This window comes from Kocuria soli (assembly GCF_003797835.1).
Classification (GTDB): Bacteria; Actinomycetota; Actinomycetes; order Actinomycetales; family Micrococcaceae; genus Kocuria; species Kocuria soli.
The window spans coordinates 174,952-197,463 of sequence record NZ_RKMF01000001.1; the positions used below are offsets into that span (position 1 = coordinate 174,952).

Consider the following 22,512-nt stretch of genomic DNA (forward strand, 5'->3'; position numbering starts at 1 on the left):
CGGTGAAGCGGCCTTTCATTCAGAGCTGTCGTCAGCTTATTGTTCTGGATTAAATACTGAATCCCCACCAACATCTAGGTTAGGCATATCAGTTGTTACCAGTGTGACGAAATTCGCCAGAAGTTGCGAGCGTTCTTCACGCCTCCAGGCAATTGCCAGCTCGACTTCCGGGGCCTCTTCCAACTGCCGGTAGTGCACTGAACGCAGTTGCACGGCGGCGACGCTGGCCGGAACCACCGCGACTCCCGCTCCCGCCGCCACGAAGGACAGGATCGTGGAGGTCTCCTGGGCAATGTGGGCAACTCGGTGCCGGAACCCGGCCTGCCTGCACAGTTCGACGGTCTGCCGATAGACGACCGAGTCGGGCGGGTAGGTCACGAACTGCTGGTCGGTGAGTTCCTGCATGGCCACGGGCCGGTCCTCGGCCAGGGGACTGTGGGACGGGATGGCCACGATCAGCGGCTCCCGCTGAATGATGCGGTACTCGATGTCCTGGCTGGTCACGGGCGGGCGCAGAATGGCCGCGTCCAGGCTCCGGTCCAACAGTGCGGCCTCCATGGCCGGCGTGAGCATCTCACCGTGGAGGTCCAGGTTGAGACCCGGGTACGACTCCCCGGCCAGACGGACCATGCTCGGCATCACGCTGTAGGTCGCCGACCCTGAGAACCCCACGCGCAGGACGCCCGTGGCGCCCGCGCCCACCTGGTAGACGTCGGCCTTGAGGGACTCGACCTCGTTGACGATGGCGCGGCCGCGTTCCAGCAGCAGCTCCCCCGCCGCCGTGAGATCGACCCGACGGGTGGTCCGGTCGAAGAGCCTGACGCCCAGTTGCTCCTCAAGCTGGCGGATCTGTTGGGACAGGGGCGGCTGGGCGATGTGCAACCGCTTGGCTGCGCGCCCGAAATGACGCTCCTCGGCCACCGCAATGAAGTAGTTCAGCTGCCGCAGTTCCATGTCCCCTGCCCCTCAGCCCTTGTGGCCCAGGTCGATCTCACGACCCTGCAGATCCTCCCTGACCAGACGGCGCTGGATCTTGCCCAGCATGGTCCGGGGAAGGTCGTCGACCGAGACAATGCGCCGCGGCACCTTGTATCGGGTGACCTTGGAATAGCAGTGCTCCCGCAGGGCGTGTTCGTCGAACTCGTGACCAGGAGTGGGAATCACGGCGGCCACCACGACCTCGGTGCCGTCATCAGCGCGCAGGCCCACGACGGCGGCGTCCTCGACCGTGTCGTTCATGCGCAGAGCCGCCTCGACCTCGCTCGGTGCCACATTGAAACCACCCGTGATGATGATTTCCTTGAGCCGGTCGACCACCTCGATGAAGCCGTCGTCGTCGATCTTCACGATGTCGCCGGTCCGCAGCCAGCCGTCGACCAAGGACTCGGCGGTGGCGTCCGGTCGCTTCCAGTAGCCCTGGAAGACCTGGGGGCCGGAGACCCACAGCTCGCCCTCCTCGCCCCTGGCGACGTCCTCGTGCGTCTCGGGGTTCACCGTGCGCAGGTCGGTCGACGGGAAGGCGATCCCGATCGTGCCGGCCTTACGCAGTCCGCTGAGCGGGTTGCAGGAGACCAACGGAGAACACTCCGTGAGGCCGTAGCCCTCCACGAGCATGCCGTGCGTCCGGGTCTCCCATTCGTTGACCAGGTGCACGGGCAGCGCCATCGCCCCGGAGACTCCAACCTTGACTCCTTCCAGGGATGCACCCTTCCGGTCCGCGAGCTCCATGACCTTCTGGTACACAGGCGGCACCGCCGGCAGCACCGTGGCCTGGCGCTTCTTCATGGCCCCCACGATCAGATCGGGTCGAGGGGTTGGGAAGAGAACCAGAGTCGCGCCCAATGACATCGCCAGGGTCATGCCCAAGGTCAGACCGAAGGCATGGAACAACGGCAATGCACCGTAGAAGACCTCCTCCGAACTCGCGTGGAGCCATTGGGAGCCCATGGCCGCGTTGGACTCGAGGTTGCGGTGGGTCAGCATCGCACCCTTGGGCAACCCCGTGGTCCCCGACGTGTACTGCAGGACCGCGAGGTCGTGGGCACCGGGATAGGGGTGGTCGTGAGCAATGGGTTCGTGGTCCAGTAGCTCCTTCCACGGGGTGGTGCCGGGCGCGACGGCTGTGAGACTCGCGCGCTGCTCACGAAGCTTCTTGACCGGCAGCCGAAGGGCCGCCCGCATCCGGCGGGGCATGGCCGCGGTGATGTCCACGGAGATGATGTGTTCCAGCTCGATGTCCTTGGGCAAGGACTGCACAGCAGCCGCCGCCTTGTCCCATACGATCGCGACTCGGGCACCGTGGTCCTCGAACTGGTGGCGCAGCTCCGGTGCCGTGTACAGGGGGTTGTGTTCGACGACGATCGCTCCCAGTCGCATGACCGCATAGAACGCCACGATGTGTTGGGGGCTGTTCGGCAACACAAGAGCGACCCGGTCGCCGGCCTTGACACCGAGCTCCCGAAGCCCCTCGGCAACCCGCTCCACGTCCCTGCCCAGGGAGTCGTAGGAGACGTCCGCCCCGAAGAAACTGACGGCCGCCTTGGGTCCGAACTGGGCAACGGACTTCTCGAACATGTGGCTCAGGGAGGTTTCGGGCAGGTCGAGGTCACGCGCCACGCCGTCGTCGTAGCTCTTGGTCCAGGGCCTCGTGGCCAGGAACTCGCGGGATGAGCCGGAAGCCGCGGAGTGGGGGGCGCTGTGGTGCTCAGACATGGGCACGAGCCTACCGCCGCAGTCGCCGACGAGCCCGCTTGCATGTCATCCAGATCGCCGACGCAGGTCAAACCCGATTTTGTGACAACTTCATCTATATGAAGGTATCAGCAGGTCATCGCACATCTGTGCGTCGTATAGTGAGCCCTATCCACGAGATCGGATCCAACCGTTTGGGAGACGGAGGGAACCGTGGGGGCTCGATGGAGTCGAGGTCCTCGGCACCACCGGGGCTCCGCACGTGCCGCTCGGCCTCCCCCAATCGACCCGAGGTGCAACATGCCATCCACCCTCGTTGCCGTCGTTGACGACCACGAAGTCGTTCGCGAAGGCATCCGCCTTGTCTCCATGACCTCCCAGGCGGACGTCAAGTTGGTGGGCGCTGCAGCCACCGTCCCGGCGTTGCTCGACCAGCTGGGGCGAGACCCGGAGAACGCCGCACTGACCGCCTACGGCGCCAAGCGCATCGAGTGTGAAGTGGTGTTGTTGGACCTCTCCCTCACTGACCGCTCACGCCCGTCCGAGAACGTAGAGAAGCTGCGCCAGGCCGGGATGAAGGTCCTGATCTTCTCCGTCGGGGAGAATGCCGCTCTGATTCGTGAGGCGTTGCGGGCCGGGGCCCTGGGGCTGGTCCGGAAGTCCGAACCACTCGAGCACGCCATCGAAGAGGCTCGGAACATCGCTGAGGGCAAACCAGTGATCACCAAAGAACTCGCGGCAGCCATTGACGGTGACATCGAGTTCGCCCGCGCGAACCTCTCGCCGCGCGAACAGGAGACACTGCGGCTCTACGCATCGGGCTTCGCCCAGGTACAGGTCGCGCGACGGATGGGGATCAAGCAGTCCGCGGTCAAGACGAACATCGACCGCATCCGCGAGAAGTACGCCCGCATCGGGCGCCCTGCACCGACCAAGATCGACCTTCGGATCCGGGCGATCGAAGACGGACTCGTGGAACCCGAGGCTGACATCAACACGTTAGAAATTCGCCACTGACCGTTCACGGATACGGAGAGGCATCCCCTTTCCGAACCGAGACAGCCGCCCACGTGAGTCATTCCAGCAGTCCTCCCCAGCTCAATTACAAACGGGTCCCGTCGCGACTTCGGCGTTCCGGCCTGCCCTCCACCACCTCGCCTGCAGCCCTGGGCCCGTACGCCTATCGCCTGTTCTGGTTGGCTGAGATCTGCGTCGCCGGGTTCTCGTTCAGCTTGATCATCGGGAGCCTGCCGCGGCTGCACCAGACAGGCGCCGGAGCCTCGTCCTGGAGTCTGGCGTTCCTCCTGGCCCACCTGGTGAACACCGTGGTCATGTTGTTCTTCGGCGTGCAACGCAAAGTGGTGGTCTGGCCGTTGACCGTGATCGCCACGTTGTCGTTGCTGGCCGTGCTCCTCATGCCGGTCACGGTCCCGCACGACGCAGCAGCCCTGCAGCCCTGGCTTCCCTCGTTCTTCATGGTCGCGTCGATGGCTGTGGTCTTCGTGTGGGGCCTGACCACTGCGCTGGTGTACGCCGCGGTGTCCACGGGCTTGTACGTGGTGTTCAGGATCGCCCTCACCGATCAGTTCGCCGATGTCCATTCCGTCGCGCAGCTGATCGCGCGATTGGGGTTCATGGTCGTTGCGATTGCGCTCATGGCCACCATCCGCCGGGTGGCCGACAACGCCGACGAGGCGTACAACGATGCATTGGCTCAGGCCACCGCCCTCAAGCGGTCGCACAGCCAGGCCGAGGACCAGGAGCGGCTGGACCGCCTGATCCACGACAACGTCATGGCGGCATTGCTCGATGCCTCCCGGACCACCGGGGTGGTCTCACGGCAGACGAAAGAGTTGGCTCAGCGTGCTCTCGGCGTGCTCGCCTTCGAGGAGAAGCGGGCCTCGGGCACCGCGACCACTTTGGTCCATCTCCTCGAGGACGAATTGCTCGAGGCCCTGACACCGTGGCGGGCCCGGGTGCGTTTCACCTCGCTCACCCTGAGCATCCGGCCGGACGGTCAGCCCCGCGCCTTCCTCTCGACCGAGATCGCCCAGGCCCTGGTCCAGGCCGTGACGGAGGCAGTGGCCAACAGTGCGCGGCACTCGGGTTCCGAGATCACCTACGTGACCATGGGCGGCAGTTCCTGCCCGCCGACCCGCTTGAACCCTCAGGGCTTCTACCTCAATTTCGAGGTCCAGGACAACGGGCGGGGATTCCAGATGCGCGCCATGGACGAACGTCGCCTGGGCGTCCGGGTCTCCATCATCGGCAACGTCCAGAACGTCGGTGGCGCCGTCCAGATTCATTCGCTCCCGCACCGCGGGACCCGTGTCTCCATCACCTGGCCTCGCGATGCCAAGCTCCCGCAGTGACTCACACAGGCGTGGAGGTCTGCGCCAACGGATCCAGCGCAGGTGGGAGCGCCGCCGAGCAGGCAGCGGTTTCGATGCGGCCTTCGAACAACCGTGGATGTATGCCGCGGCCGCCCTGCTCTTCTTCCCGCCGATCGCGGTGGGGGTGACCGAGATCCACACGGCTTTCAACCCGGCCGCCCAGGTGGCGGCGGTCGTCTGCTACTGTCTGAGCGTGCTCCTCGCGGCCACCCGTCCGGGACCACGCCAGATGGGCGATCTGGCGGTCGTGACGTCGTCGTTGTTGATGGTGCTCTGCGTGTGTCTGTCCTACGAGGCCTCTCCGTCCGCAATGCAGGACTGGAACGCGCCGTGGTACTCGCTGGGAATCCACTCGTACCTGGCCACTCTGGTGGTCCGCAAAAGAGCCGGGTGGGCCTGGGTGACCTTGTGCGTGGCACTCGCCTTCGCGGCGACCTACGGTGCCCGCACGGAGCGCGGTCCGTTGTACGGCGCACTGACCCTGGTGTCTCTGGTCGGTCTCCTGGCGGCCGCCCAGATCTTGACCTCCGAGATGGAGCGGCTGTTCACCCGGCGCAGGGAGGCCTGGTGCTTGGGGGCCTCGGCCAAGACCACGGACGAGGAGAACCAGGACCTGGTCAACGCCTCGATCCGCAGGATCCAGGAGGTCCGGCGTATGGCCGGCGGGTTGCTCGAGCGCATCGCGCAGGACAGCTCTCCCGTGACCGACTACGACATCAGCCAGTTCCGGTTGACCGAGGCCCAGCTGCGAGATTCGATCCGCGGGCGTTCCATCGCCAATCCCCGGTTGTTGGAGGTCACGCGCAACGCCCGTGCCCGCGGGGTCACCGTGGACATTCTCGACGAACGCGGGGTCCCAGTACCGCCGCACATCATGGAGATCGTGACGGACCAGGCGGTCGACGTGCTCGACGCAGCGCAGGCCGGTGCCGTGACCATCCGAGCCTTCCCGGAGGACGACCCCACCGCGGTGTTCATCGTTCACGACCCGGGTGACGAGGACTCGGATGCCGTCGCCATTGAAATCGCCCAAGGCACTGGCGAGGTCTCCGTGTTCTAGGCGGCCACGGTGGCACGAGTGGCTCCACAGGTCGCCATTGCCCTGAACCACCCGCACCTCCGTCCACATCCGAACTGTCCCGAGCCTTCTGTGCCGATTCCCGACCGTAATCTCCGGTCATGAACACACCCGAGCCGGGCACCGCCGACCTCCTGCGGACCGCACTCCCCGAAGACCCCTGGCCGACGTCGACCGCGGAGGGCCACCGCGTGCTGGATTATCCGGTCGTCTGCGCCGACACGCTCAGCCGATGCCCCTGGGCTCTCACCGGCCCGTCGGTTCTGCGTGACCACGACGAGCGCTGGGGCGACCGGCCGCGCGGCTCCCGGGAGTGGTTCGAGTCCTTGTGCTTGGAGATCTTCCAATCCGGGTTGGCCCCTGGAACCGCGGTCGCCAAGCACGGGGCGCTCAAGGAAGCGCTGCGGGACTTCCACCCGGACCAAACGGCGTTGTTGCAGGACGACGACGTGGACGAGCTACTGCTGGACCGGGGCCTGATTCGCAACCGAGCCAAGTTCGTGGCCGTGATCCAGGCGGCTCGCGTCCTGCAGGGGTGGGACACGGAGAATTGGGAGGAACTCACCGACTCCGCCGTGCGGGACACCGAGAATCCGGCTGCCCACGTGGCACAACGGCTGCGCGACCTGGGACTGAGCCACGTGGGCGAAGGAACCGCTGCGCGGTTCCTTGCCCGCACCGGCGCAACGGTGGCCCACGTCGAGGGATGTTTCCGCAGCTGACCCGGCCCCACCGAGGTCGGTCTGGAGGGAACGCAACGGCGCCCCGGTTGGTACCGGGGCGCCGTCGGGCAAGTCCAGCAGCAGGTCAGTCCAGCAACAGGGCGGGTTCCTCCAAGATCTTCGCCACGTCAGCCATGAAACGCGCCGACAGGTCACCGTCGACCACCCGGTGATCGAAGGATCCGCCGAGGGTCGTGATCCACCGCGGAATGATCTCCCCGTCGACCACCCAGGGCTTCTGCTTGATGGTGCCGAATGCCACGATCGCGACCTCGCCCGGGTTGATGATCGGGGTACCGATGTCGATTCCCAGCGAACCGATGTTCGTGATGGAGATGGTTCCGTTCTGCATGTCACCGGGCTGGGTCTTGCCGGCCCGCGCGGTCTTGGTCAGATCGTCCAGTGCAACGGCCAGTTCGCGCAGGTTCATGTCCTGGGCGTCCTTGATGTTGGGCACCATCAGGCCTCGGGGCGTGGCCGCGGCGATACCCAGGTTCATGTAGCGCTTGACGATGATCTCGTTGTCCGTCCAGGTCGCATTGACCTGGGGGTTGCGCGCGGTGGCCCAGATGATGGCCTTCGCCAGGATGAGTAGCGGGGTGACCTTGACGCCGTCGAAGTAGTCGGCCTGCTTGAGCCGCTTGACGAACTCCATGGTGCGAGAAGCGTCCACGTCCACGAAGATCGAGACGTGCGGCGCGCTGAAGGCGCTCTTGACCATGTTCTGGGCGGTCAGCTTCCGCACACCCTTCACGGGGATCCGCTGTGTACGGTCCCCAGCCCCCGGCGCGTTCGCCGAGACCCAGAACGAGTCCGGGCCGTCGGGGATCTCCCGCAGGTGGGCGGCATAGGCCAACAGATCGCGTTTGGTAATCTGCCCCGAGTCCCCGGTGCCCGTGACCTCCGCCAGGTCGATACCCATCTCCTTGGCGACCTTGCGCACGGGAGGTTTGGCCAGAGCGGGGGGCTTGGGTGCCTCGTCGGTTCGCGGCGTCTCCGCGGTCTCGCCACGGCGTCCACCCAGCCATGCGGGGCGGTCCGCGGCACCTTGGCCGCGTCTGGTCCGGGACAGCAGGTCGGCAATGCCTTCACCGAACGACGAGCGTCCGGCCACCGCCTCCGACCGATCGGCCTGCGACTGAGCCGCCTCCTGCGACTCGACGGGGCTCTGGGTCTGATCCCCGGTCCCCGGACGAGCGCGACGACGTCGTCGGACCACGGGATCCGCCTTGGGGCCGGATCCGACCAGCGCCTGGCTCCCGGCGCTCCCGGTCCCCTCCACCTGCTGTTGGTGGGATCCGGCCTTGCCGTCCTGGTTGTCACCGGATCGTTCGGAAGCCCGGGAGGCGGCGTCCACCTCGCCCGTGTAGCCGGGGTCGGGGACGTTGCCCGGGGCCTCGGCGCTGTCGCCGATGACGATCAAGGGAGTCCCGACTTCCACGGTCCGTCCCTCGTCGACCAACAGGTCCAGGACGGTGCCGTCCCAGGGGGAGGGCAGTTCGACCAGGGACTTGGCGGTCTCGATCTCCACCAGGACCTGGTCGACCACCACTTCCTGGCCGGCGCTGACCTTCCAACTGACGATTTCTGCCTCGGTGAGTCCCTCACCGACATCGGGCAGTGCGAAAACCTCAGACATTCAAGGCTCCTTCCGGACCACAGATTGCATCGCCACAGGCGACGGCCCGCAACACATCAACACGCGTCATGAGCACGGTCATCAGTACGCGAACGCTCGGTCGATCGCATCCAGGATGCGATCGAGATCGGGAACGTATTCCTCTTCGACTCCGGCCGGCGGGTACGGCAGGTGGTACCCACCGACCCGCTGCACCGGGGCTTCCAGGCTGTAGAAGCACCGGTCGGTGATCCTGGAGGCGATTTCCCCACCCAGGCCGCCGAAGACGGGGGCTTCGTGTGCGATCACCATGCGGCCCGTGTGGTTCACGGAGGCCTCCAAGGTGTCAAAGTCGACCGGTGACAACGACCTGAGATCCACGACCTCCACGGACCGCCCGTCCTGAGAGGCGGCTTCCGCCGCGGCCATGGCCACGGGCACCAGCGGCCCCCAGGCGACCAACGTCAGCTGTTCGCCTTCGCGGACCACCTGCGCGCTGAACGGGTCCGGCGTGTTCGGTTGGAGCAGGTTCACTTCGCCCTTGAGCCAGTAGCGGCGCTTGGGTTCCAGGAAAATCACGGGGTCGGGGCAAGCGATCGACTGTTGGATCATCCAGTAGGCGTCCTGCGGGGTCGACGGCGTCACGATGCGCAGGCCGGCCGTGTGGGCGAACAACGCCTCCGGGGATTCGGAGTGGTGCTCGACCGACCCGATCACGCCGCCGTTCGGGATCCTGATCGTGACCGGAACCGCGACGTCACCGTTGGTGCGAGCGTGCATCTTGGCCAGTTGGGTGGTGATCTGGTTGAACGCGGGGAACGTGAAACCGTCGAACTGGATCTCGCACACGGGCCGGTAGCCGCGCATGGCCATGCCGATCGCCGTGCCCACGATCCCGGCTTCGCCCAGCGGGGTGTCCCGCACCCGGTGCGCGCCGAAGTCGGCTTTGAGGCCTTCGGTCACCCGGTACACGCCGCCCAGGGACCCGATGTCCTCTCCCATGAGCAGAACGGACCGGTCCTCCGACATGGCCCGCCGCATTCCAAGGGTCAGGGCTTTGGCCATCGTCGTGCGCAATGTCGACTCCTTGGTGTCGCTCATGCCTGTTCCTCCCGCCCGAGTCCCCGGGGACCGGATGCGTCCGCGGCGTCGTCGTTGTCCTCCTCGACGAAGGAGTCCTGGTATTCGCGGTACCACCCGCGTTCCTCCGCCACGAGCGGGTGATCCGTCGCGTAGACGACGTCGAATCGCTGCTCGAGATCCACCGGCCCACCGGCCAGGATCCCGGCGCGCGTGGCCTTGATCCACTCGGAGGTTTCGTCCTCCACGCCCTGGAACCACACGTCCTCGGCACCGTACTCGCGTTCGAGCAGGTTCCGGGTGCGCAACAGCGGGTCCCGCGGGGCCCATAGCTGTTCCTCGTCCGTGCGACGGTACTTGGTGGGGTCATCGGCCGTGGTGTGCGCTCCGAGCCGGAAGGTTTCGGCCTCGATCATCACCGGGCCACGCCCCTGGCGGGCTTCCGCGAGGGCCCACCGGGTGACGGCCAGGACGGCCAGGGGGTCGTTGCCGTCCACGCGCACACCTTCGAATCCGTAGCCGGCGGCGCGGGTGGCCAATGGCACGCGGGACTGGGTGGAGAACGGCACGGAGATCGCCCACTGGTTGTTCTGGACGAAGAAGACCACGGGGGCGTCGTAGGAGGCTGCGAAGACCATGGATTCGTGCACCTCGCCCTCCGTGGACGCACCGTCGCCGTAGTAGACCAGCACGGCCGCCTCGGGCGGCGGGTTCTGCCCCTCCTCCGCGGCGAGCTTCTGGTCCTGGGTGATACCCATGGCATAACCCACGGCGTGCGGGACCTGGGCTCCCAGGACCAACGAATAGATCTGGGTCCGCGTCTCCGAGGGCTTCCAGCTCGAGGCCGTGTGTCCACGGAACTGCGTCATCATCTCCTCGGCCGGGATCCCCCGTTCCAGGATCACGGCGTGCTCCCGGTAGGACGGGAACACGTAGTCCTCGGTTCCGAGCGCCCGGGCGGATGCCACCTGCGCAGCTTCCTGCCCTCTCAGCGGCGGCCAGAGGACCATCTGCCCTTGACGCTGCAAGGACGTGGCCATCTCGTCCAGTCGCCGCGCGCGCAGCATAGAACGGTAGATCTCTTCGATCTCCTGCCGCCCGAGGTCCTCTATCCACGGGGAGAACCGGGAGTCCTGGACCCGGGCACCCGTCTCGTCCAACAACCCGACCACGGGCAACGTGGACTCAACGGTCGCGGGGTGCGCGCCGGTCCCCGCCGTTGCCCTCGCATCGTGGGGATCCGTGGGCTCGGGCTTCCCGGAGGTGTTCTCGGTTGGTGTCACAGGTGACTCCCGTTGGTGTGACGGTTGGATGGTCATGGCCGGTGCCACGCTTCGACCGAGCCGCAGTGGACCCGACCTGGACTTTCAGTGTGCATCGGAGCTTACGGGACGGCCACGGCCGGCGCGGACGGCAGGGGTGAGAACGCGGAACACACGGCGAGGAACCGGTCATTGGCCTCGGGCTCTCCGATGGTGACTCGCACGCCCTCGCCCGCGAAGGCACGGACCGCGAGCGCCTGAGCGGCACAGGCACGGGCGAACCTGTCCGTCTCGGCACCCAGTGCGAGCCAGACGAAGTTCGCCTGGGTGGCGGGAACCCAGCAACCCATGCGTTCGAGTTCGGCCTGGACCCTGTCCCGTTCGGAGGTGATCCGGTCCACGCGTTCCTGGACCTGATCGGGGTTGCGCAACGTGGCCACTGCCGCTGCTTGGGCCAGTTCGGTCACGGCGAAGGGGACGGTGACCTTGCGCAGTTGTTCCGTGACGGGCTGCTGGGCGAGGCAGAACCCCACGCGCAAACCGGCCAGGCCGTGGGCCTTGGAGAAGGTGCGCAGCGCCACGACGTTCGGGTGGGACCGGTAGGTGCGGATCCCGTCCACGACCTCCGGGTCGGACTGGAATTCCCGGTAGGCCTCGTCCACGACCACGACGACGTCCTCGGGAACCTCGGCCAGGAAGTCGTCCACGGCCGCCTGGGTCAGGGAGGGGCCGGTGGGGTTGTTGGGTGAGCACAGCAGGATCACCCGCGTGCGGTCCGTGACCGCGGCCAACATGGCCTGGAGGTCGTGAGACCCGTCCGGCAGGTTGGGCACCTGGACGTTTCTGGCCCCGGCGGTGGTCACCAGAATGGGATAGGCCTCGAACGAGCGCCACGCGTAGAGGACTTCGTCCCCGGCGCCGTCCTCGTCAGTTCCTGCGAACGCTGCCAGGATCTGGGCGAGGGCTCCCAGGCTCCCGGCGCCCGTGACGATGTCCTCGACGGGAACCTCGAGCGATTCGGCGATCTGCGCACGTAGTTTCACGGTGGCGGGATCGGGATAGCGGTGCACCCCGGCGGCCGCTTCGGCAATAGCTTGCTGCGCGGCGGGGACCGGTCCCCAGGGGTTCTCGTTGGAGGACAGCTTGTAGGGGGTCAGACCTTCGACGGGGGTCGGTGGCTTCCCCGCGGCATAGGCGGGCAGCGCTCCGAGGGCGGTGCGGGGGCGGATCGGGCTCATGGGCTCACTGTAGCCGTGCCCGGTGCCGCGTAACCCGTCACGGAACTTCAGATTCCTGCGCTCTTCGTGGGCCGGCCGTCACGAGGTGGCGCCATGACCGCCGACGCTGCCCGGGATGGAACAATGTCGACCATGGCCGAGACCTCACCTGCTTCCGTCCCCAGCCGTCGCCCGTTGGCTCAAGCCGATCCGCCCATTGCCCTGGGCGCTCTCGACGGGCGTTACCGCCCCGCCGTGGCACCTCTGGTGGAGCACCTGTCGGAAGCAGCGCTGAACCGCAACCGCATACACGTCGAGGTCGAGTGGTTCATCCACCTGTGTGCGCGGCAGGTTCTTCCCGGCCTGTCACCGCTGAGCTCCGAGCAAATCGAGGGCCTGCGCAGGATCGTGGCCGATTTCGACGCCGCCGCCGTGGCCGAACTGGCCGAGATCGAAGCGGTCACGGTGCACGACGTGAAGGCCGTGGAGTACTTCATCGGGCGGCGGCTGGCGGACCTGGGCCTGGAGCACCTCAAGCCCCTGGTGCACTTCGCCTGCACCTCGGAGGACATCAACAACCTGGCCTACGCCGTGGGCGTGCGCGACGCCGTCGTGGGGGTCTGGGCCCCGGCCGCCCAGGAACTGGTCGGGCAGATCAGGAACATGGCCGAGACGTCGTCCCAGGTCTCCATGCTGTCCCGGACCCACGGGCAGCCGGCCACGCCCACGACGCTTGGCAAGGAACTCGCGGTCTTCACGCACCGCCTGGGCCGGCAGCTCGAACGGGTGCGCGCCACTCAGTTCCTGGGAAAGATCAACGGCGCCACCGGCACCTACGCCGCCCATGTCTCAGCGGCCCCAACCGCGGACTGGCAGGACATCTCCCGGACGTTCGTGGAGGGCCTCGGACTCACCTGGAACCCCCTGACCACCCAGATCGAGTCGCACGACTGGCAGGCCGAGCTGTACGCAGACGTTGCACGGTTCAATCGGATCCTGCACAACCTGTGCACGGACATCTGGTCCTACATCTCCATCGGGTTCTTCCGCCAGGTGCCGGTCGCGGGAGCCACGGGCTCGTCGACCATGCCGCACAAGGTCAACCCCATCCGGTTCGAGAACGCGGAGGCCAACCTGGAGATCTCCTGCTCCCTGCTCGACACCCTGGGCGCCACGCTGGTGACCTCGCGGTGGCAGCGCGACCTCACGGACTCCTCCTCGCAACGCAACATCGGCACTGCCTTCGGACACTCCCTCCTGGCTATCTCCAACGTCGCCAAGGGTCTGGACCGGTTGGACGTCGCGGAAGACGTCATGGCCGCGGACCTCGAGGTCAACTGGGAAGTCCTCGGCGAGGCGATCCAGACCGTCATGCGGGCGGAAGCCATCGCGGGAACCGCGGGCATGGACGACCCCTACGAACGTCTCAAGGAACTCACCCGTGGGCACCGCGTGGACAAGCAACGGATGCAGGCGTTCGTTGCGGAGCTCGGGTTGAGCCCGGAGGCCGAGCAGCGTCTGGCCGAGCTGACCCCGGCGACGTACACCGGGTTGGCCTCGACCCTGGTGGGGCACGTGCGCGCCGACAAGTCCTGATCGGAGTGGGGAAGCCGGCGGCTCAGCTCGCCTTGGGCACCCACCCCGGGGTGCGCAGCAGTCGAAGGCGGGTTTCGGCACCGACGTACCCCTGGAATTCGGCCTCGGCTCCGCCGTCCACGATGTAGTCGAAGGCCTCCCCACCCAGGCGTTCCGCCATCATGGCGAAGGTCAGCGCCCGTACGGCGTCGTCTGCACCCACAACGGCGCTGTCCCACCAGCGGCCGTGAACAACGGCGCTTTCCGCGCGGACCGCGCCGGTAACCGCGTCGGGGGTCAGTGCTCGCGGGCTCGTGATTCGAGCGGTGGAGCCGAGGACGGCGAAGGACCGCAGGCCGCAGCGCAACGGCAGGTGCAAGGACGAGAATTCCTGCCCCAAGGCGTCGACGATCTCCCAGGCCGCACCGACCGACACGACCGCAGGCCCCACCACTGCCGCGAGCGCGGCGGCAGGGTCCGCCTGGAGAACACGGGAGACGATCTCTTCGGCCGCCCAGGCGCAACCGATGTCCCACAAATCCAGAACGGTGCCGCGGCGCAGGTAGAGGCGCCTCGTTGCGGCGTCGTAGGCGAACGGTTCATCCGGGTGCAACAGGTGGACCGCTCCCCCGGACTCCGTCGGGGCCATTTCGACGACGGGGTGGACCAGGCCGCCGCTGAGCCTGGACGCTTCCTGTGCGCGCTCCAGGATGGCCGCGAAGGCGCCGGACACCTCCATGACCACGTCGTCGTGATCCGCGAAGGCGTGAAACATGGTGAGTTCGGAATCCGCCCGGTCCGTTCCGACGGCGCGCGAGAGTTCGTCGAACACTGAATCCGCCACACCGCAGGCGATCAGATGCGTGAGCGGCTCGGTGGCGTGGACAGCTGGGGTCGCCGATTCCGGACCGCGGCTGCGGCAGGTGGCGGGGACGGTCATCGTGGCCCTCTATCAGCGACGGTGGAAGTCGGGGTGGACGGGGTCACCTGGCGGCACGTCCCGTTGACGCATCGCTCCGACCACACCTGCCGGCCATTCCCCCAGCCCCGTGTACTACGACGAGTTAGAATCTACCGAACTTGGAACTTCCTGGGAACCCCATAACCTACCCATCGGTATGTGATGTAACCAACTCGTAGGTATACCCGCTCAATACCGGTGTGACCTGCGCAGATACATGCATTTGATACCTATGCGTAGTCCCAGAGTAGTTTCTGGGCACTATTAAGTAGTTCTTCCAGTACCTCGTCGCAAACTAGGGTGCACGCCCTACACAAAAGGCGGGCGGCACCCGTGGGTGCCGCCCGCCTGACGTTCAGTGAACTCTCAGTGACATTCAGCCCTGCTTCTGTTCCCCACTCCCGAGTTCAGCGGTCTGTTCCTGCTGGGCGTCTTCCGACTGACCCTTCTCCTTGCCGTCCTTGAACTTCGGCGCACGGTCCACCTCCGCGAGCGCCTCCGGGAACGTCGGCCCCAGTTCGCCGAAGGCCTGATGGGTGGCCTTGACCACGGTGCGAGCAAGGGCGTAGTTCGCGCCCCCACCCACCACGGCCCCGATGCCGAAAGGCAACGCACGGCCCAGGATCGCGCCGGACTGGCGCTTGAGGAACCGCTTGATGAACATGTTGCGCAACGTGCGGCTCATCGAGGCGCCCTGCCCGCCGCCGCTGCCCAGGGCCATGCCCCAGTTCGAGTTCAAGGCCCCGGCCTTGCCCCCGTTGGCCAGCACCTGGGTCATGAGCGCCTCGCCGTCGTCACCGAGCATGAGAGCCATGACCATCGCGCGGGTCTTCTCCGGGTCCTCCGTGGAAACGCCGTGGAGCTCAGCGATGGCTTGGGCGAACAGCGCCGTCATCTCCAGGTAGGCACCCACGGAAGCGGCCGAGACGCCCAGGGAAGTCACCGTGCCGATGCCGGGAACCATGGCCAGCCCACCGGTCGCCCCACCACCTGCGGTGGTCGCGCGGATGTACTGCTTCTCCAGTCGCTTGGCGATCTGCGTGGGGGTCTCCTCCGGGTGCTCACGGCGGAGCCGCTTGACCCACCGCAGGACCACCGGTCGCTGGACACGCAACGTGGTGTCCATGAAGTTGGTGGTCGCCTCCGTGGGCTTACCGGAGTCGTCGAATGCGTGCTTGAGGGGATTAAGAACCACGAAGTACTCCTCGTCTTGGGATCACCTGGTCGGTGAGCACAACTCTGACTGTAGTCTCGCCGCAGGATCGGGACGCAGGAAACCACGCTACGGCAGAAACAATCAGCCCACTTGGTGGTTCGCGACTAGCGGAGTTGCGGATCCCAGGACTCCAGGCGGCGCAGCAGGTCGGCCTTCTTGGACAGGTGGCCGTCCATCCGTCCCAGGATCGAGTCAAGGGTCGCGATGGCTCCAGAAATGAAGGGCCCTTGTTGAGCATGACGCACTCTGCCCGTTGACCGGCACCCGCATCGGTCACCTCGGCGCGGGAGGGCAGACCGGAACGGGCCTGACTCTCCAGGACCTGCGTAGCCCAGACCACCGGGACACGCGCCGCCTCGCACAGCCAGATGATCTCCTCCTGCAGTTCCACCAGGCGTTCGAAGCCGGCTTCCACTGCCAGGTCGCCGCGAGCGATCATCACGGCGCACCCGGTCCTGCCCAGCATGCGCAGGAGCATTTGCGGCAGTGACTGGAATCCGCTCACCGTCTCGATCTTCAGGACGACATCGATCTCCGCCCCCTGGATGCGGGCCAATGCCTCCAGAAGATCATCGATGTCCTGTGGCGACCGGGCGAAGGACAGTTGGAGGATGTCGGCGTGCTCCGCGACGAACGGAAGTTTTTCGCGGTCCTGCGGCGAAAGGGCGGACAACCGCAATGACGTGTCGGGGAAGTTCAACCCCTTCTCCGCCTTGAGTTTGACCCCGCCAGGCCGGCACCGCGTGACCTCCACGACCATCCGATCGGGGTCGACCGAACGAATCACGGTGCCCAGTTTCCCGTCGTCGATCAGCACGCGCTGCCCGACCTCGGCGTCGTCGAAAGCCTCCGGGAGGGAGCAGCCGATCACGACAGGCGCGCCGTCGGCGGCATCGGTGGGGACGTGTCCCGGGTGAGGGTGATCAGGTCACCCTCACGGACCCTGAAGGACATCTCGGCAGCGGGTAGTTCGTCCACGATCGCGACGGCGCCCCTGACGTCCGTGAGCTCCAGGCCGGTGGCGAAGGAGACGGACTTCCGGGATTCGACCAGCACCCGGTCGGCGTGGACCGCCAGGACTCGGAGCCGACGTCGTGACCCGCGTGCCTCACGAATACTGACGTCCTCGCCGTCTCGGAGACCCTGCAGCCACAAGACGTCATTCAGCTGAATGCTCGACAGGTCCCCGTCCAGTGCCGCCGGGGTGGGATCGGTCGGGTGATCCCGGGGCACCAGCCAGGCGCGCGCCGGTTCCACGACCGCGCCACTGACGTCACGCCGTGGTTTGATCCGACGCACGCGCGGGCCGGGCAGGATCGGGCCCGTGCGCAGTTTCGGACCACCCAGGTCCATCGCAATCTTGACCCCACGACCGGCCGCTTCCCCCGCCGCCCGGCCGTTCCGGATCATCCGGGACCACCGATCGGGCCCGTCGTGGGCACAGTTGATCCGGGCGACGTCCATGCCCGATGTGACGTAGTCGCGGACCAGGTCGGGGTCCTCGGCCGCCTCGCTCGGCAGGGTCACCATGATCCTGGTGTTCCGGTGGGCCGAGGCCGGGCCGAAGATCTCCTCCGTGTTCTTGGCGAGCAACGCGGTTCCCGGACTGACCGATGGCACCGGGTCCACGGACACCGAGTCGGGCGCTGCCGAGGAGCTGCGCGTTCCGGCTTCCAGCTGACCGGTCGGCCGCTCGTCCGAGCCGTCCTGGGCGAGGACGGCGGCCAGCGTGGCACGGACCGCCACAAGGTGCTCCATGACATCGGATTCCATGGGCCCCAGGGAGGAGACCCCCAGGCTCGCCAACCCCCGTTGGAGGTCGCGGATGTCCAGTCCGCGCACCGCGACGTAATCCACCAGGTTCACGGCGGAGGCTGCGGCCCCGCCGGTGGCCCCTTGCAGATCGGTGAGAGACCGGCGGCGGGAGTCCCGGAGGTGCTCGATCAGGTCCCCGACCACCTCGTACAGTTCACCGGCCAGTTCCGTCCGGGTGGGCGGCGCGGGCATCGACGCGTTCGGCGCGGTCATCGCGAGATCGTCGATCCTGGCCTGGATCGCTGCCCGACCTGGCGTGCCGGACGTGGCCTCCTCTGCGGGCCTCGGTGCGGTATCCGGCGTGTTCTGCTGCGGGGGTTTGCGCACGCTGTCCTCTCACACGTGGAAGTCTTGGCACCAGCTTCGGGCAATGACATGAACAGGAGGTGGCCTTCGTGGAGCGCATGGGGCCAAAGCCCGCCCGCCGATTCCTGACTGCCGCCGACGCCTGGGCGGAGCTGACCCAGGACGAGGAGACCGAGGGGTGGATCCTGAGCATCGACGGCGCGGAGCAGTCCCACGTGGATGCCCGCAATCCCCGCCGGGTGTTCTACGAGTACCTCCGGCGCATCGCCAACGTGATCGACTGCGCCGCCCCAGCGGGGCACCCCTTGAAGGCAGTGCACCTGGGTGGAGGCGCCATGACCCTGCCGCGGTACGTCGCCGCGACCAGACCCGGCTCACAGCAGCTGGTCGTGGAACTGGCGCGTGAGTTGCCCGACTTCGTCCTGTCCCACATCCCGTGGCCTGAGGGTGCCGCCGTCGAGGTGATGCACGGGGACGCACGGGAGGCATTGCCCCGCATTGCGCAGAGCCGGGCGGCCCCGGCCGACGTCGTCGTTCTGGATGTCTTCGCCGGGGCTGACGCGCCACTCCACCTACGTGAACGAGCGTTCTACGAACAGGTACGGGACACCATGGCACCGGGTGGGGTCCTGCTGGTGAATGTCGGGGACGATCCCGGACTCAAGTTCTTCGCCGAGCAGGTCGAGGTCTTGGGCTCCCCCGACCGCAGCGGTGGGGAGCCCGTGTTCTCCGACCTGTGGTGCCTGACCGAACAGTCGATGCTGACGGGCCGGAACCCGGGAAACCTGATCCTGGTTGCCCGGGACCGGGCCGTACCGGATTCGTGGCGGGACGCTCTGGTTGCGGCCGGTCCCCATCCAGCGGCCGTGCTGGACAGGTGGGAACTGGAGGACTGGGTCCGCTCCCTCCGGAATCCGCGAGGGCCCGGGCACTAACCGGTCGTGAAACCGTTGAGCCCGCCCCGAGCGTCTTCGTAGTGGGCGTCCACCTTGAACACGGCCCCGGGGGCGTCCGGACCCTGGATTTCACGCAGGAGGTCGCGAACTGCCCACCGTGGCCCCTCGGCGACAACCTCGACGGAGCCGTCGTGACGGTTGACCGCCGAGCCCACCAGCCCTAACTTCTCGGACTGTCGCCAGGTCCAATACCTGAACCCCACGCCCTGGACCGTGCCCTGGACGAGCGCGGTGACACGGATCTGTTCATCGGTGTTCATGGCAACTCCCTGGTCGGCCAGGCGTGGGGCCTCGGCGGCGGAAGCATTGTTCCCACGCTTGACGGCGAAGACGGAATGTCCCGGGTGTTGGAGCGGGGCGGGACGCGGGCGTCGTCCGGTGAGGCGCGCAAGCCAAGCCATGACTCCGCGCCCTTCGGGTGTGTCTGCGTTGCCCATGGTGATTCAGTCCTCCGCGGGTGCCGTGGGAGCCGCCGTGCCACCGGCCGGCGTGCGGGCATCCTCCGGGGCGTCCTTCGTGGCGTCCCGGAAGGCGTTGGCCAGATCGTCGGCGGTCTGGACGTCATCGAGGTTGATGGACTCCTCACCGACGACGAAGCTCGGGGTGCCTTCCAGTTCCAAGTCCTCCGCCTGCGAGGCGTGCTCGTCCACGATCGACGCAACGGCACCCGAGCTGTAATCCTTGGAGAACTGGTCGGCGTCCAGTTCCTGTTCCTCGGCGGTCGTCTTGAAGTATTCGTCGAGCTCACTGCCGGAGAGTTCCGTCCAGTCATCCGGATTCTCGTACAGTGCGCTCGCGTAGTCGTCCGCTTCGTCCTGCATCGCCGCCGCTTCGACAGCGCGTGCGGCGGGCACGGCGTTGTCGTGCATGGGCAGCGGGAAGTTCTTGACCACCACGGTGACCTCGCCGTCCAGGCTGTCGGCCGCCTCCTCCACGAGCGGGTGGGCCGACTGACAAGCAGGGCATTCGTAGTCGGTGTACATGGTGACGACGGGAAGGTCGCCGACCTCGTTGAGGGCGTACCCGGCGCTCACCGCGTTCTGGACGTACTGCGCACCCTGGGAGGCGTCGGTCATCCCACTGTCCGCCGCGCCGGATTCCGAGGCTCCCGCGGATGCGGATTCGGAAGGTGAGGCCTCGCTCGAACCGGATTCGGAAGGCGATGCGGACTCCGTGCCCGACGCGGACTCACTGCTGGTCGCAGAGCCCGACTCCGCACCCGTGGCGGCCGCGCTCGTGGACTGCCCCGCCTCCTCGGAGGCCGACGAATCAGGCGAGTCACCACCGCCACAACCCGTCAGCAGCAGGGCCGAGGCACCGGCCGCTGCCGTGACGATCTGGAGACGCCGAGCCATGCTCAGGGGGCGACGGGGGATGGACATGAAGCTTCCTTTCGTCAACCGCATACGGCCTGTCAAAACCGCTGCACGGGCCCGGGGTGTCGGGCCGCGGTCCTACGGGTCACTGTCGCGACCTCTCCCGGAAGTCAACCACGGGCAGGCGCCCGGGTCAGGGCTGTTGCCGTCGGTGGCTTGGCTGTGGGTGGCGTGCCGGTCCGTTCGTCCCGACGGGCCAGCCACCCGGAGCCGGCACGTCAGTCCGCGGTCAGTCGCACCAGCTCACGGTTGAAAGCTTCAAGGTCGCCCGGATTGCGCGAGGTGATCAGGTTTCCGTCCACGACGACTTCCCGGTTGACCCATTGCGCACCGGCGTTACGCAGATCGGTGGCCACGGACTCGTAGGAAGTCATGGTCCGCCCGCGCACCAGGTCGGCTTCGACCAGGATCCACGGGGCGTGGCAGATCGCGGCAATCGGCTTCTGCGCTGCGTCGAACTCTTTGGCCAACCGCAAGGCTTCCTTGTCGAGCCGCATGGCATCGGCATTGAGTGTGCCGCCGGGAAGGACCAACGCGTCGAAGTCGGCAGCTTCGACCGTTTCCAGGGCTTCGTCGACGTCGTAGCTGCCGGAATGGTCCCAGTCCCCGCGCATGGCGGTGATCCTGCCCTTCCGGGTGGACAGGAGCACGGGCGTTCCACCGGCTTCCCGGACTGCGGCCCAGGGCTCGGTCAGCTCGGGCTCCTCCACACCGTCACCGGCGATGAATGCGATCTTCTTGCCGTTCAAGGACGTCATGGCCACTCCTGATTCGTGCGTCGGATCTGATTTCCTTCCCCACACTACGACGGCGTGGCGGGCTCGTCACCGGATCAGCCCTGGGCACAGCTGCTTGCCCTGGGTGAACTGCGGTGGTTGACTTCGGTGCTGCACGCGCACGCGGCAACGTCCCACATCACCAGGAGCCCCTTTGACACCCGTGATTCCCTTGCAGATCGGTCTGATCGTCGTGGGTCTGCTGGTGGTCGTTCTGGGCGTGGCTGTGCACGACGGGCTGCTCCTGCTCATCGGCGGGCTCATGACCGCGGTGGCCGTGACCGGCCTGGGCTTCGCTTTGCGGGCGCGCGGGCGATCCGAGCACAGGAGACCTTGAGCCGGAAATACCTCAGCTGTCCAACGGCGCCGGAGCGCCCAGGACCTTGTGGTCGAGCTGCAGTCCCAGCTCGCCGAGTGAAGTCTCGAGATCTCCCACCCGGGCGTCGGTGTCCGGGACCTTGGCGGGAGTCGCGCTGCGTGTACGGACTTTGAGCACAGGTCTGCCCTGCTTGTCCGTGGTGATCGACGCACTGACCTCTTTCACGTCGTCGGTTCTGCTCAGCTCCGCCAGGTCCTCAAGCACCTCGTCCGAGAGGTCGTCCTGCTGACCGGGCGCGTACGTCAGGGTCAACCCGTCGTCGGTGACCACGACCCTGTCCTGCCGGACCACCGGTTCCGTCGTGGCCTGGATCTTGGTGGATTCGGCCATGGCGGCAGCGACGTCGTCGGGGAAGCCGGCGGCGGTCACGTCGGCATCCAGGTAGGTGCTGAGGGTGAACTCCTCACCGACCTCCACGCTCCACCGGGACCCGGAGTCCGTCTGACGCAACTGGTCCAGAACGTGGATGCCTTCCACGGTGAGCGTTTCCGCCCCTCCCGCGGTCAGACCTTCGGCCGGGCCCTTCACGGAGGACCCGTCCGTGAGGATGATCGTGATGCCGTCCACCACCAGGCCTTGGGCCGGCAATCCTTGCTCGGTCGCTGCCGTGATCGCCGCCTGCCGCACGGCGCGCATGTTCTCCTCGGAAGTCTCGGAGTCCATGACCACCCCGATGTCCATGGCACCTGTCCGGATGTCGTCGACCTCGTCGTACTGACCCGCTGCCGAGGCCGACTGCACGCCGCTCAGGTTGCACAGGACGTCTTCGACCGCCGGCGCGTAGAACTGCACACCGCGGTCTCCGGCCAGTGGATCGGGTTCCACGAGTCCGGCCGAATCGGCAACCGGCCGCGGCTGGTCGCAAGTGGCGCTGTATCCCCAGGAGGGGAGTTCGACGTCGTCGCCCAGGACGAGCTGCGGCGATTCCTGGTTGGGCGGGCCCGCGATCTCGTTGGTTGTCGGACCGTCCTCGTGGTCCCTGCACCCCGCCACGCCCAGCGGCAAACTCGCCGCAAGCACCAGGGCGCCCCAGCGACGCAAACGCGGGGCGGTGGTGGTGCGGGGCGGGCGGCTCATGGACCGGACCTGAC

The 22,512-nt window shown here is 67.0% G+C and carries 21 protein-coding genes; 7 read left to right on the plus strand and 14 right to left on the minus strand.

The genetic code is table 11. The features are described from left to right. Positions 1-36 precede the first annotated feature (36 nt). A complete protein-coding gene (locus EDL96_RS00780; protein ID WP_123823551.1) occupies positions 37-954 on the minus strand; it encodes a LysR substrate-binding domain-containing protein in 918 nt (305 codons plus the stop codon). A gap of 12 nt (positions 955-966) precedes the next feature. Next, the gene (locus EDL96_RS00785) at positions 967-2,712 is read right to left on the minus strand and encodes a long-chain-fatty-acid--CoA ligase (protein ID WP_123823552.1); all 1,746 of its coding nucleotides are present in this window, start codon (positions 2,710-2,712) and stop codon (positions 967-969) included. A 279-nt stretch (positions 2,713-2,991) separates the two neighbouring features. On the opposite strand from EDL96_RS00785, the gene EDL96_RS00790 reads away from it, so the two are divergent. The 4 genes from EDL96_RS00790 to EDL96_RS00805 all read left to right on the plus strand — a co-directional run bounded on the left by EDL96_RS00790 (position 2,992) and on the right by EDL96_RS00805 (position 6,884). Continuing rightward, positions 2,992-3,708 carry a LuxR C-terminal-related transcriptional regulator gene (locus EDL96_RS00790; protein ID WP_123823553.1) on the plus strand — a complete coding sequence of 239 codons (717 nt, stop codon included), beginning with the start codon at positions 2,992-2,994 and terminating at the stop codon, positions 3,706-3,708. Between the two features lie 53 nt (positions 3,709-3,761). Next, on the plus strand, positions 3,762-5,063 hold the full coding sequence (locus EDL96_RS00795; RefSeq protein WP_123823554.1) for a sensor histidine kinase: 1,302 nt from the start codon (positions 3,762-3,764) through the stop codon (positions 5,061-5,063). A gap of 97 nt (positions 5,064-5,160) precedes the next feature. After that, positions 5,161-6,144, plus strand: coding sequence for a hypothetical protein (locus EDL96_RS00800; protein WP_123823555.1), 984 nt, complete (start codon positions 5,161-5,163; stop codon positions 6,142-6,144). 119 nt (positions 6,145-6,263) lie between these two features. After that, a complete protein-coding gene (locus EDL96_RS00805) occupies positions 6,264-6,884 on the plus strand; it encodes a DNA-3-methyladenine glycosylase I (RefSeq protein WP_123823556.1) in 621 nt (206 codons plus the stop codon). Between the two features lie 85 nt (positions 6,885-6,969). On the opposite strand, the gene EDL96_RS00810 is transcribed toward EDL96_RS00805, so the two are convergent. From EDL96_RS00810 to hisC, 4 genes are all read right to left on the minus strand, one after another. After that, positions 6,970-8,523 (minus strand): dihydrolipoamide acetyltransferase family protein, encoded by a 1,554-nt coding sequence (locus EDL96_RS00810; RefSeq protein ID WP_123823557.1) that lies wholly within the window; start codon positions 8,521-8,523, stop codon positions 6,970-6,972. 81 nt (positions 8,524-8,604) lie between these two features. Continuing rightward, positions 8,605-9,603 carry an alpha-ketoacid dehydrogenase subunit beta gene (locus EDL96_RS00815; RefSeq protein WP_123823558.1) on the minus strand — a complete coding sequence of 333 codons (999 nt, stop codon included), beginning with the start codon at positions 9,601-9,603 and terminating at the stop codon, positions 8,605-8,607. Further along, positions 9,600-10,865, minus strand: coding sequence for a thiamine pyrophosphate-dependent enzyme (locus EDL96_RS00820; protein ID WP_233568577.1), 1,266 nt, complete (start codon positions 10,863-10,865; stop codon positions 9,600-9,602). Before EDL96_RS00820 ends, EDL96_RS00815 begins: the two co-directional genes overlap by 4 nt. 101 nt (positions 10,866-10,966) lie before the next feature. Then, positions 10,967-12,082 carry a histidinol-phosphate transaminase gene (gene hisC, locus EDL96_RS00825; RefSeq protein WP_123823560.1) on the minus strand — a complete coding sequence of 372 codons (1,116 nt, stop codon included), beginning with the start codon at positions 12,080-12,082 and terminating at the stop codon, positions 10,967-10,969. Between the two features lie 132 nt (positions 12,083-12,214). Here hisC and purB point away from each other — a divergent pair, with 132 nt between their 5' ends. Continuing rightward, positions 12,215-13,657, plus strand: a complete 1,443-nt coding sequence (gene purB, locus EDL96_RS00830) for an adenylosuccinate lyase (protein ID WP_199732497.1) — start codon at positions 12,215-12,217, stop codon at positions 13,655-13,657. A 22-nt stretch (positions 13,658-13,679) separates the two neighbouring features. Here purB and EDL96_RS00835 read toward each other — a convergent pair whose 3' ends face one another. The 4 genes from EDL96_RS00835 to EDL96_RS00850 form a co-directional block, all read right to left on the minus strand. After that, positions 13,680-14,576 carry an FAD:protein FMN transferase gene (locus tag EDL96_RS00835; RefSeq protein WP_123823561.1) on the minus strand — a complete coding sequence of 299 codons (897 nt, stop codon included), beginning with the start codon at positions 14,574-14,576 and terminating at the stop codon, positions 13,680-13,682. Between the two features lie 397 nt (positions 14,577-14,973). After that, positions 14,974-15,792, minus strand: coding sequence for a di- and tripeptidase (locus EDL96_RS00840; protein ID WP_199732498.1), 819 nt, complete (start codon positions 15,790-15,792; stop codon positions 14,974-14,976). Next, complete coding sequence (locus tag EDL96_RS00845) at positions 15,782-16,684, minus strand: pyruvate kinase (RefSeq protein WP_123823562.1); 903 nt, start codon at positions 16,682-16,684, stop codon at positions 15,782-15,784. The genes EDL96_RS00840 and EDL96_RS00845 overlap by 11 nt, the downstream gene beginning before the upstream one ends. Continuing rightward, the gene (locus EDL96_RS00850; RefSeq protein ID WP_123823563.1) at positions 16,681-17,841 is read right to left on the minus strand and encodes a pyruvate kinase; all 1,161 of its coding nucleotides are present in this window, start codon (positions 17,839-17,841) and stop codon (positions 16,681-16,683) included. The genes EDL96_RS00845 and EDL96_RS00850 overlap by 4 nt, the downstream gene beginning before the upstream one ends. Positions 17,842-18,032: 191 nt before the next feature. Between EDL96_RS00850 and EDL96_RS00855 the strand changes: the two genes are divergently transcribed. Beyond that, entirely contained in the window at positions 18,033-18,869 is an 837-nt protein-coding gene (locus EDL96_RS00855) for a spermidine synthase (RefSeq protein ID WP_123823564.1), read from the plus strand. Here EDL96_RS00855 and EDL96_RS13925 read toward each other — a convergent pair. From EDL96_RS13925 to EDL96_RS00870, 3 genes are all read right to left on the minus strand, one after another. Further along, a complete protein-coding gene (locus EDL96_RS13925) occupies positions 18,866-19,327 on the minus strand; it encodes an acylphosphatase (RefSeq protein ID WP_325049520.1) in 462 nt (153 codons plus the stop codon). The genes EDL96_RS00855 and EDL96_RS13925 overlap by 4 nt on opposite strands. A gap of 6 nt (positions 19,328-19,333) precedes the next feature. Then, a complete protein-coding gene (locus EDL96_RS00865; protein WP_123823565.1) occupies positions 19,334-20,272 on the minus strand; it encodes a DsbA family protein in 939 nt (312 codons plus the stop codon). A 212-nt stretch (positions 20,273-20,484) separates the two neighbouring features. Continuing rightward, positions 20,485-21,024, minus strand: coding sequence for a type 1 glutamine amidotransferase domain-containing protein (locus tag EDL96_RS00870; protein WP_123823566.1), 540 nt, complete (start codon positions 21,022-21,024; stop codon positions 20,485-20,487). Positions 21,025-21,196: 172 nt separating this feature from the next. Here EDL96_RS00870 and EDL96_RS00875 point away from each other — a divergent pair, with 172 nt between their 5' ends. After that, positions 21,197-21,379 (plus strand): hypothetical protein, encoded by a 183-nt coding sequence (locus EDL96_RS00875; RefSeq protein WP_123823567.1) that lies wholly within the window; start codon positions 21,197-21,199, stop codon positions 21,377-21,379. Between the two features lie 12 nt (positions 21,380-21,391). Here the strand turns inward: EDL96_RS00875 and EDL96_RS00880 are convergent, their stop codons facing one another. Continuing rightward, entirely contained in the window at positions 21,392-22,498 is a 1,107-nt protein-coding gene (locus EDL96_RS00880) for a hypothetical protein (RefSeq protein ID WP_123823568.1), read from the minus strand. Between the last annotated feature and the right edge of the window lie 14 nt (positions 22,499-22,512).

Coding starts and splice junctions, on each gene's coding strand:
- EDL96_RS00790 (WP_123823553.1), top strand. CDS start 2,992: ATGCCATCCACCCTCGTTGCCGTCGTTGACGACCACGAAGTCGTTCGC.
- EDL96_RS00810 (WP_123823557.1), bottom strand. CDS start 8,523: ATGTCTGAGGTTTTCGCACTGCCCGATGTCGGTGAGGGACTCACCGAG.
- EDL96_RS00850 (WP_123823563.1), bottom strand. CDS start 17,841: ATGACCGCGCCGAACGCGTCGATGCCCGCGCCGCCCACCCGGACGGAA.
- EDL96_RS13925 (WP_325049520.1), bottom strand. CDS start 19,327: ATGGGCAACGCAGACACACCCGAAGGGCGCGGAGTCATGGCTTGGCTT.
- EDL96_RS00855 (WP_123823564.1), top strand. CDS start 18,033: ATGGGGCCAAAGCCCGCCCGCCGATTCCTGACTGCCGCCGACGCCTGG.
- EDL96_RS00805 (WP_123823556.1), top strand. CDS start 6,264: ATGAACACACCCGAGCCGGGCACCGCCGACCTCCTGCGGACCGCACTC.
- EDL96_RS00785 (WP_123823552.1), bottom strand. CDS start 2,712: ATGTCTGAGCACCACAGCGCCCCCCACTCCGCGGCTTCCGGCTCATCC.
- purB (WP_199732497.1), top strand. CDS start 12,215: ATGGCCGAGACCTCACCTGCTTCCGTCCCCAGCCGTCGCCCGTTGGCT.
- EDL96_RS00835 (WP_123823561.1), bottom strand. CDS start 14,576: ATGACCGTCCCCGCCACCTGCCGCAGCCGCGGTCCGGAATCGGCGACC.
- EDL96_RS00815 (WP_123823558.1), bottom strand. CDS start 9,603: ATGAGCGACACCAAGGAGTCGACATTGCGCACGACGATGGCCAAAGCC.
- EDL96_RS00865 (WP_123823565.1), bottom strand. CDS start 20,272: ATGTCCATCCCCCGTCGCCCCCTGAGCATGGCTCGGCGTCTCCAGATC.
- EDL96_RS00780 (WP_123823551.1), bottom strand. CDS start 954: ATGGAACTGCGGCAGCTGAACTACTTCATTGCGGTGGCCGAGGAGCGT.
- EDL96_RS00800 (WP_123823555.1), top strand. CDS start 5,161: ATGTATGCCGCGGCCGCCCTGCTCTTCTTCCCGCCGATCGCGGTGGGG.
- hisC (WP_123823560.1), bottom strand. CDS start 12,082: ATGAGCCCGATCCGCCCCCGCACCGCCCTCGGAGCGCTGCCCGCCTAT.
- EDL96_RS00870 (WP_123823566.1), bottom strand. CDS start 21,024: ATGACGTCCTTGAACGGCAAGAAGATCGCATTCATCGCCGGTGACGGT.
- EDL96_RS00880 (WP_123823568.1), bottom strand. CDS start 22,498: ATGAGCCGCCCGCCCCGCACCACCACCGCCCCGCGTTTGCGTCGCTGG.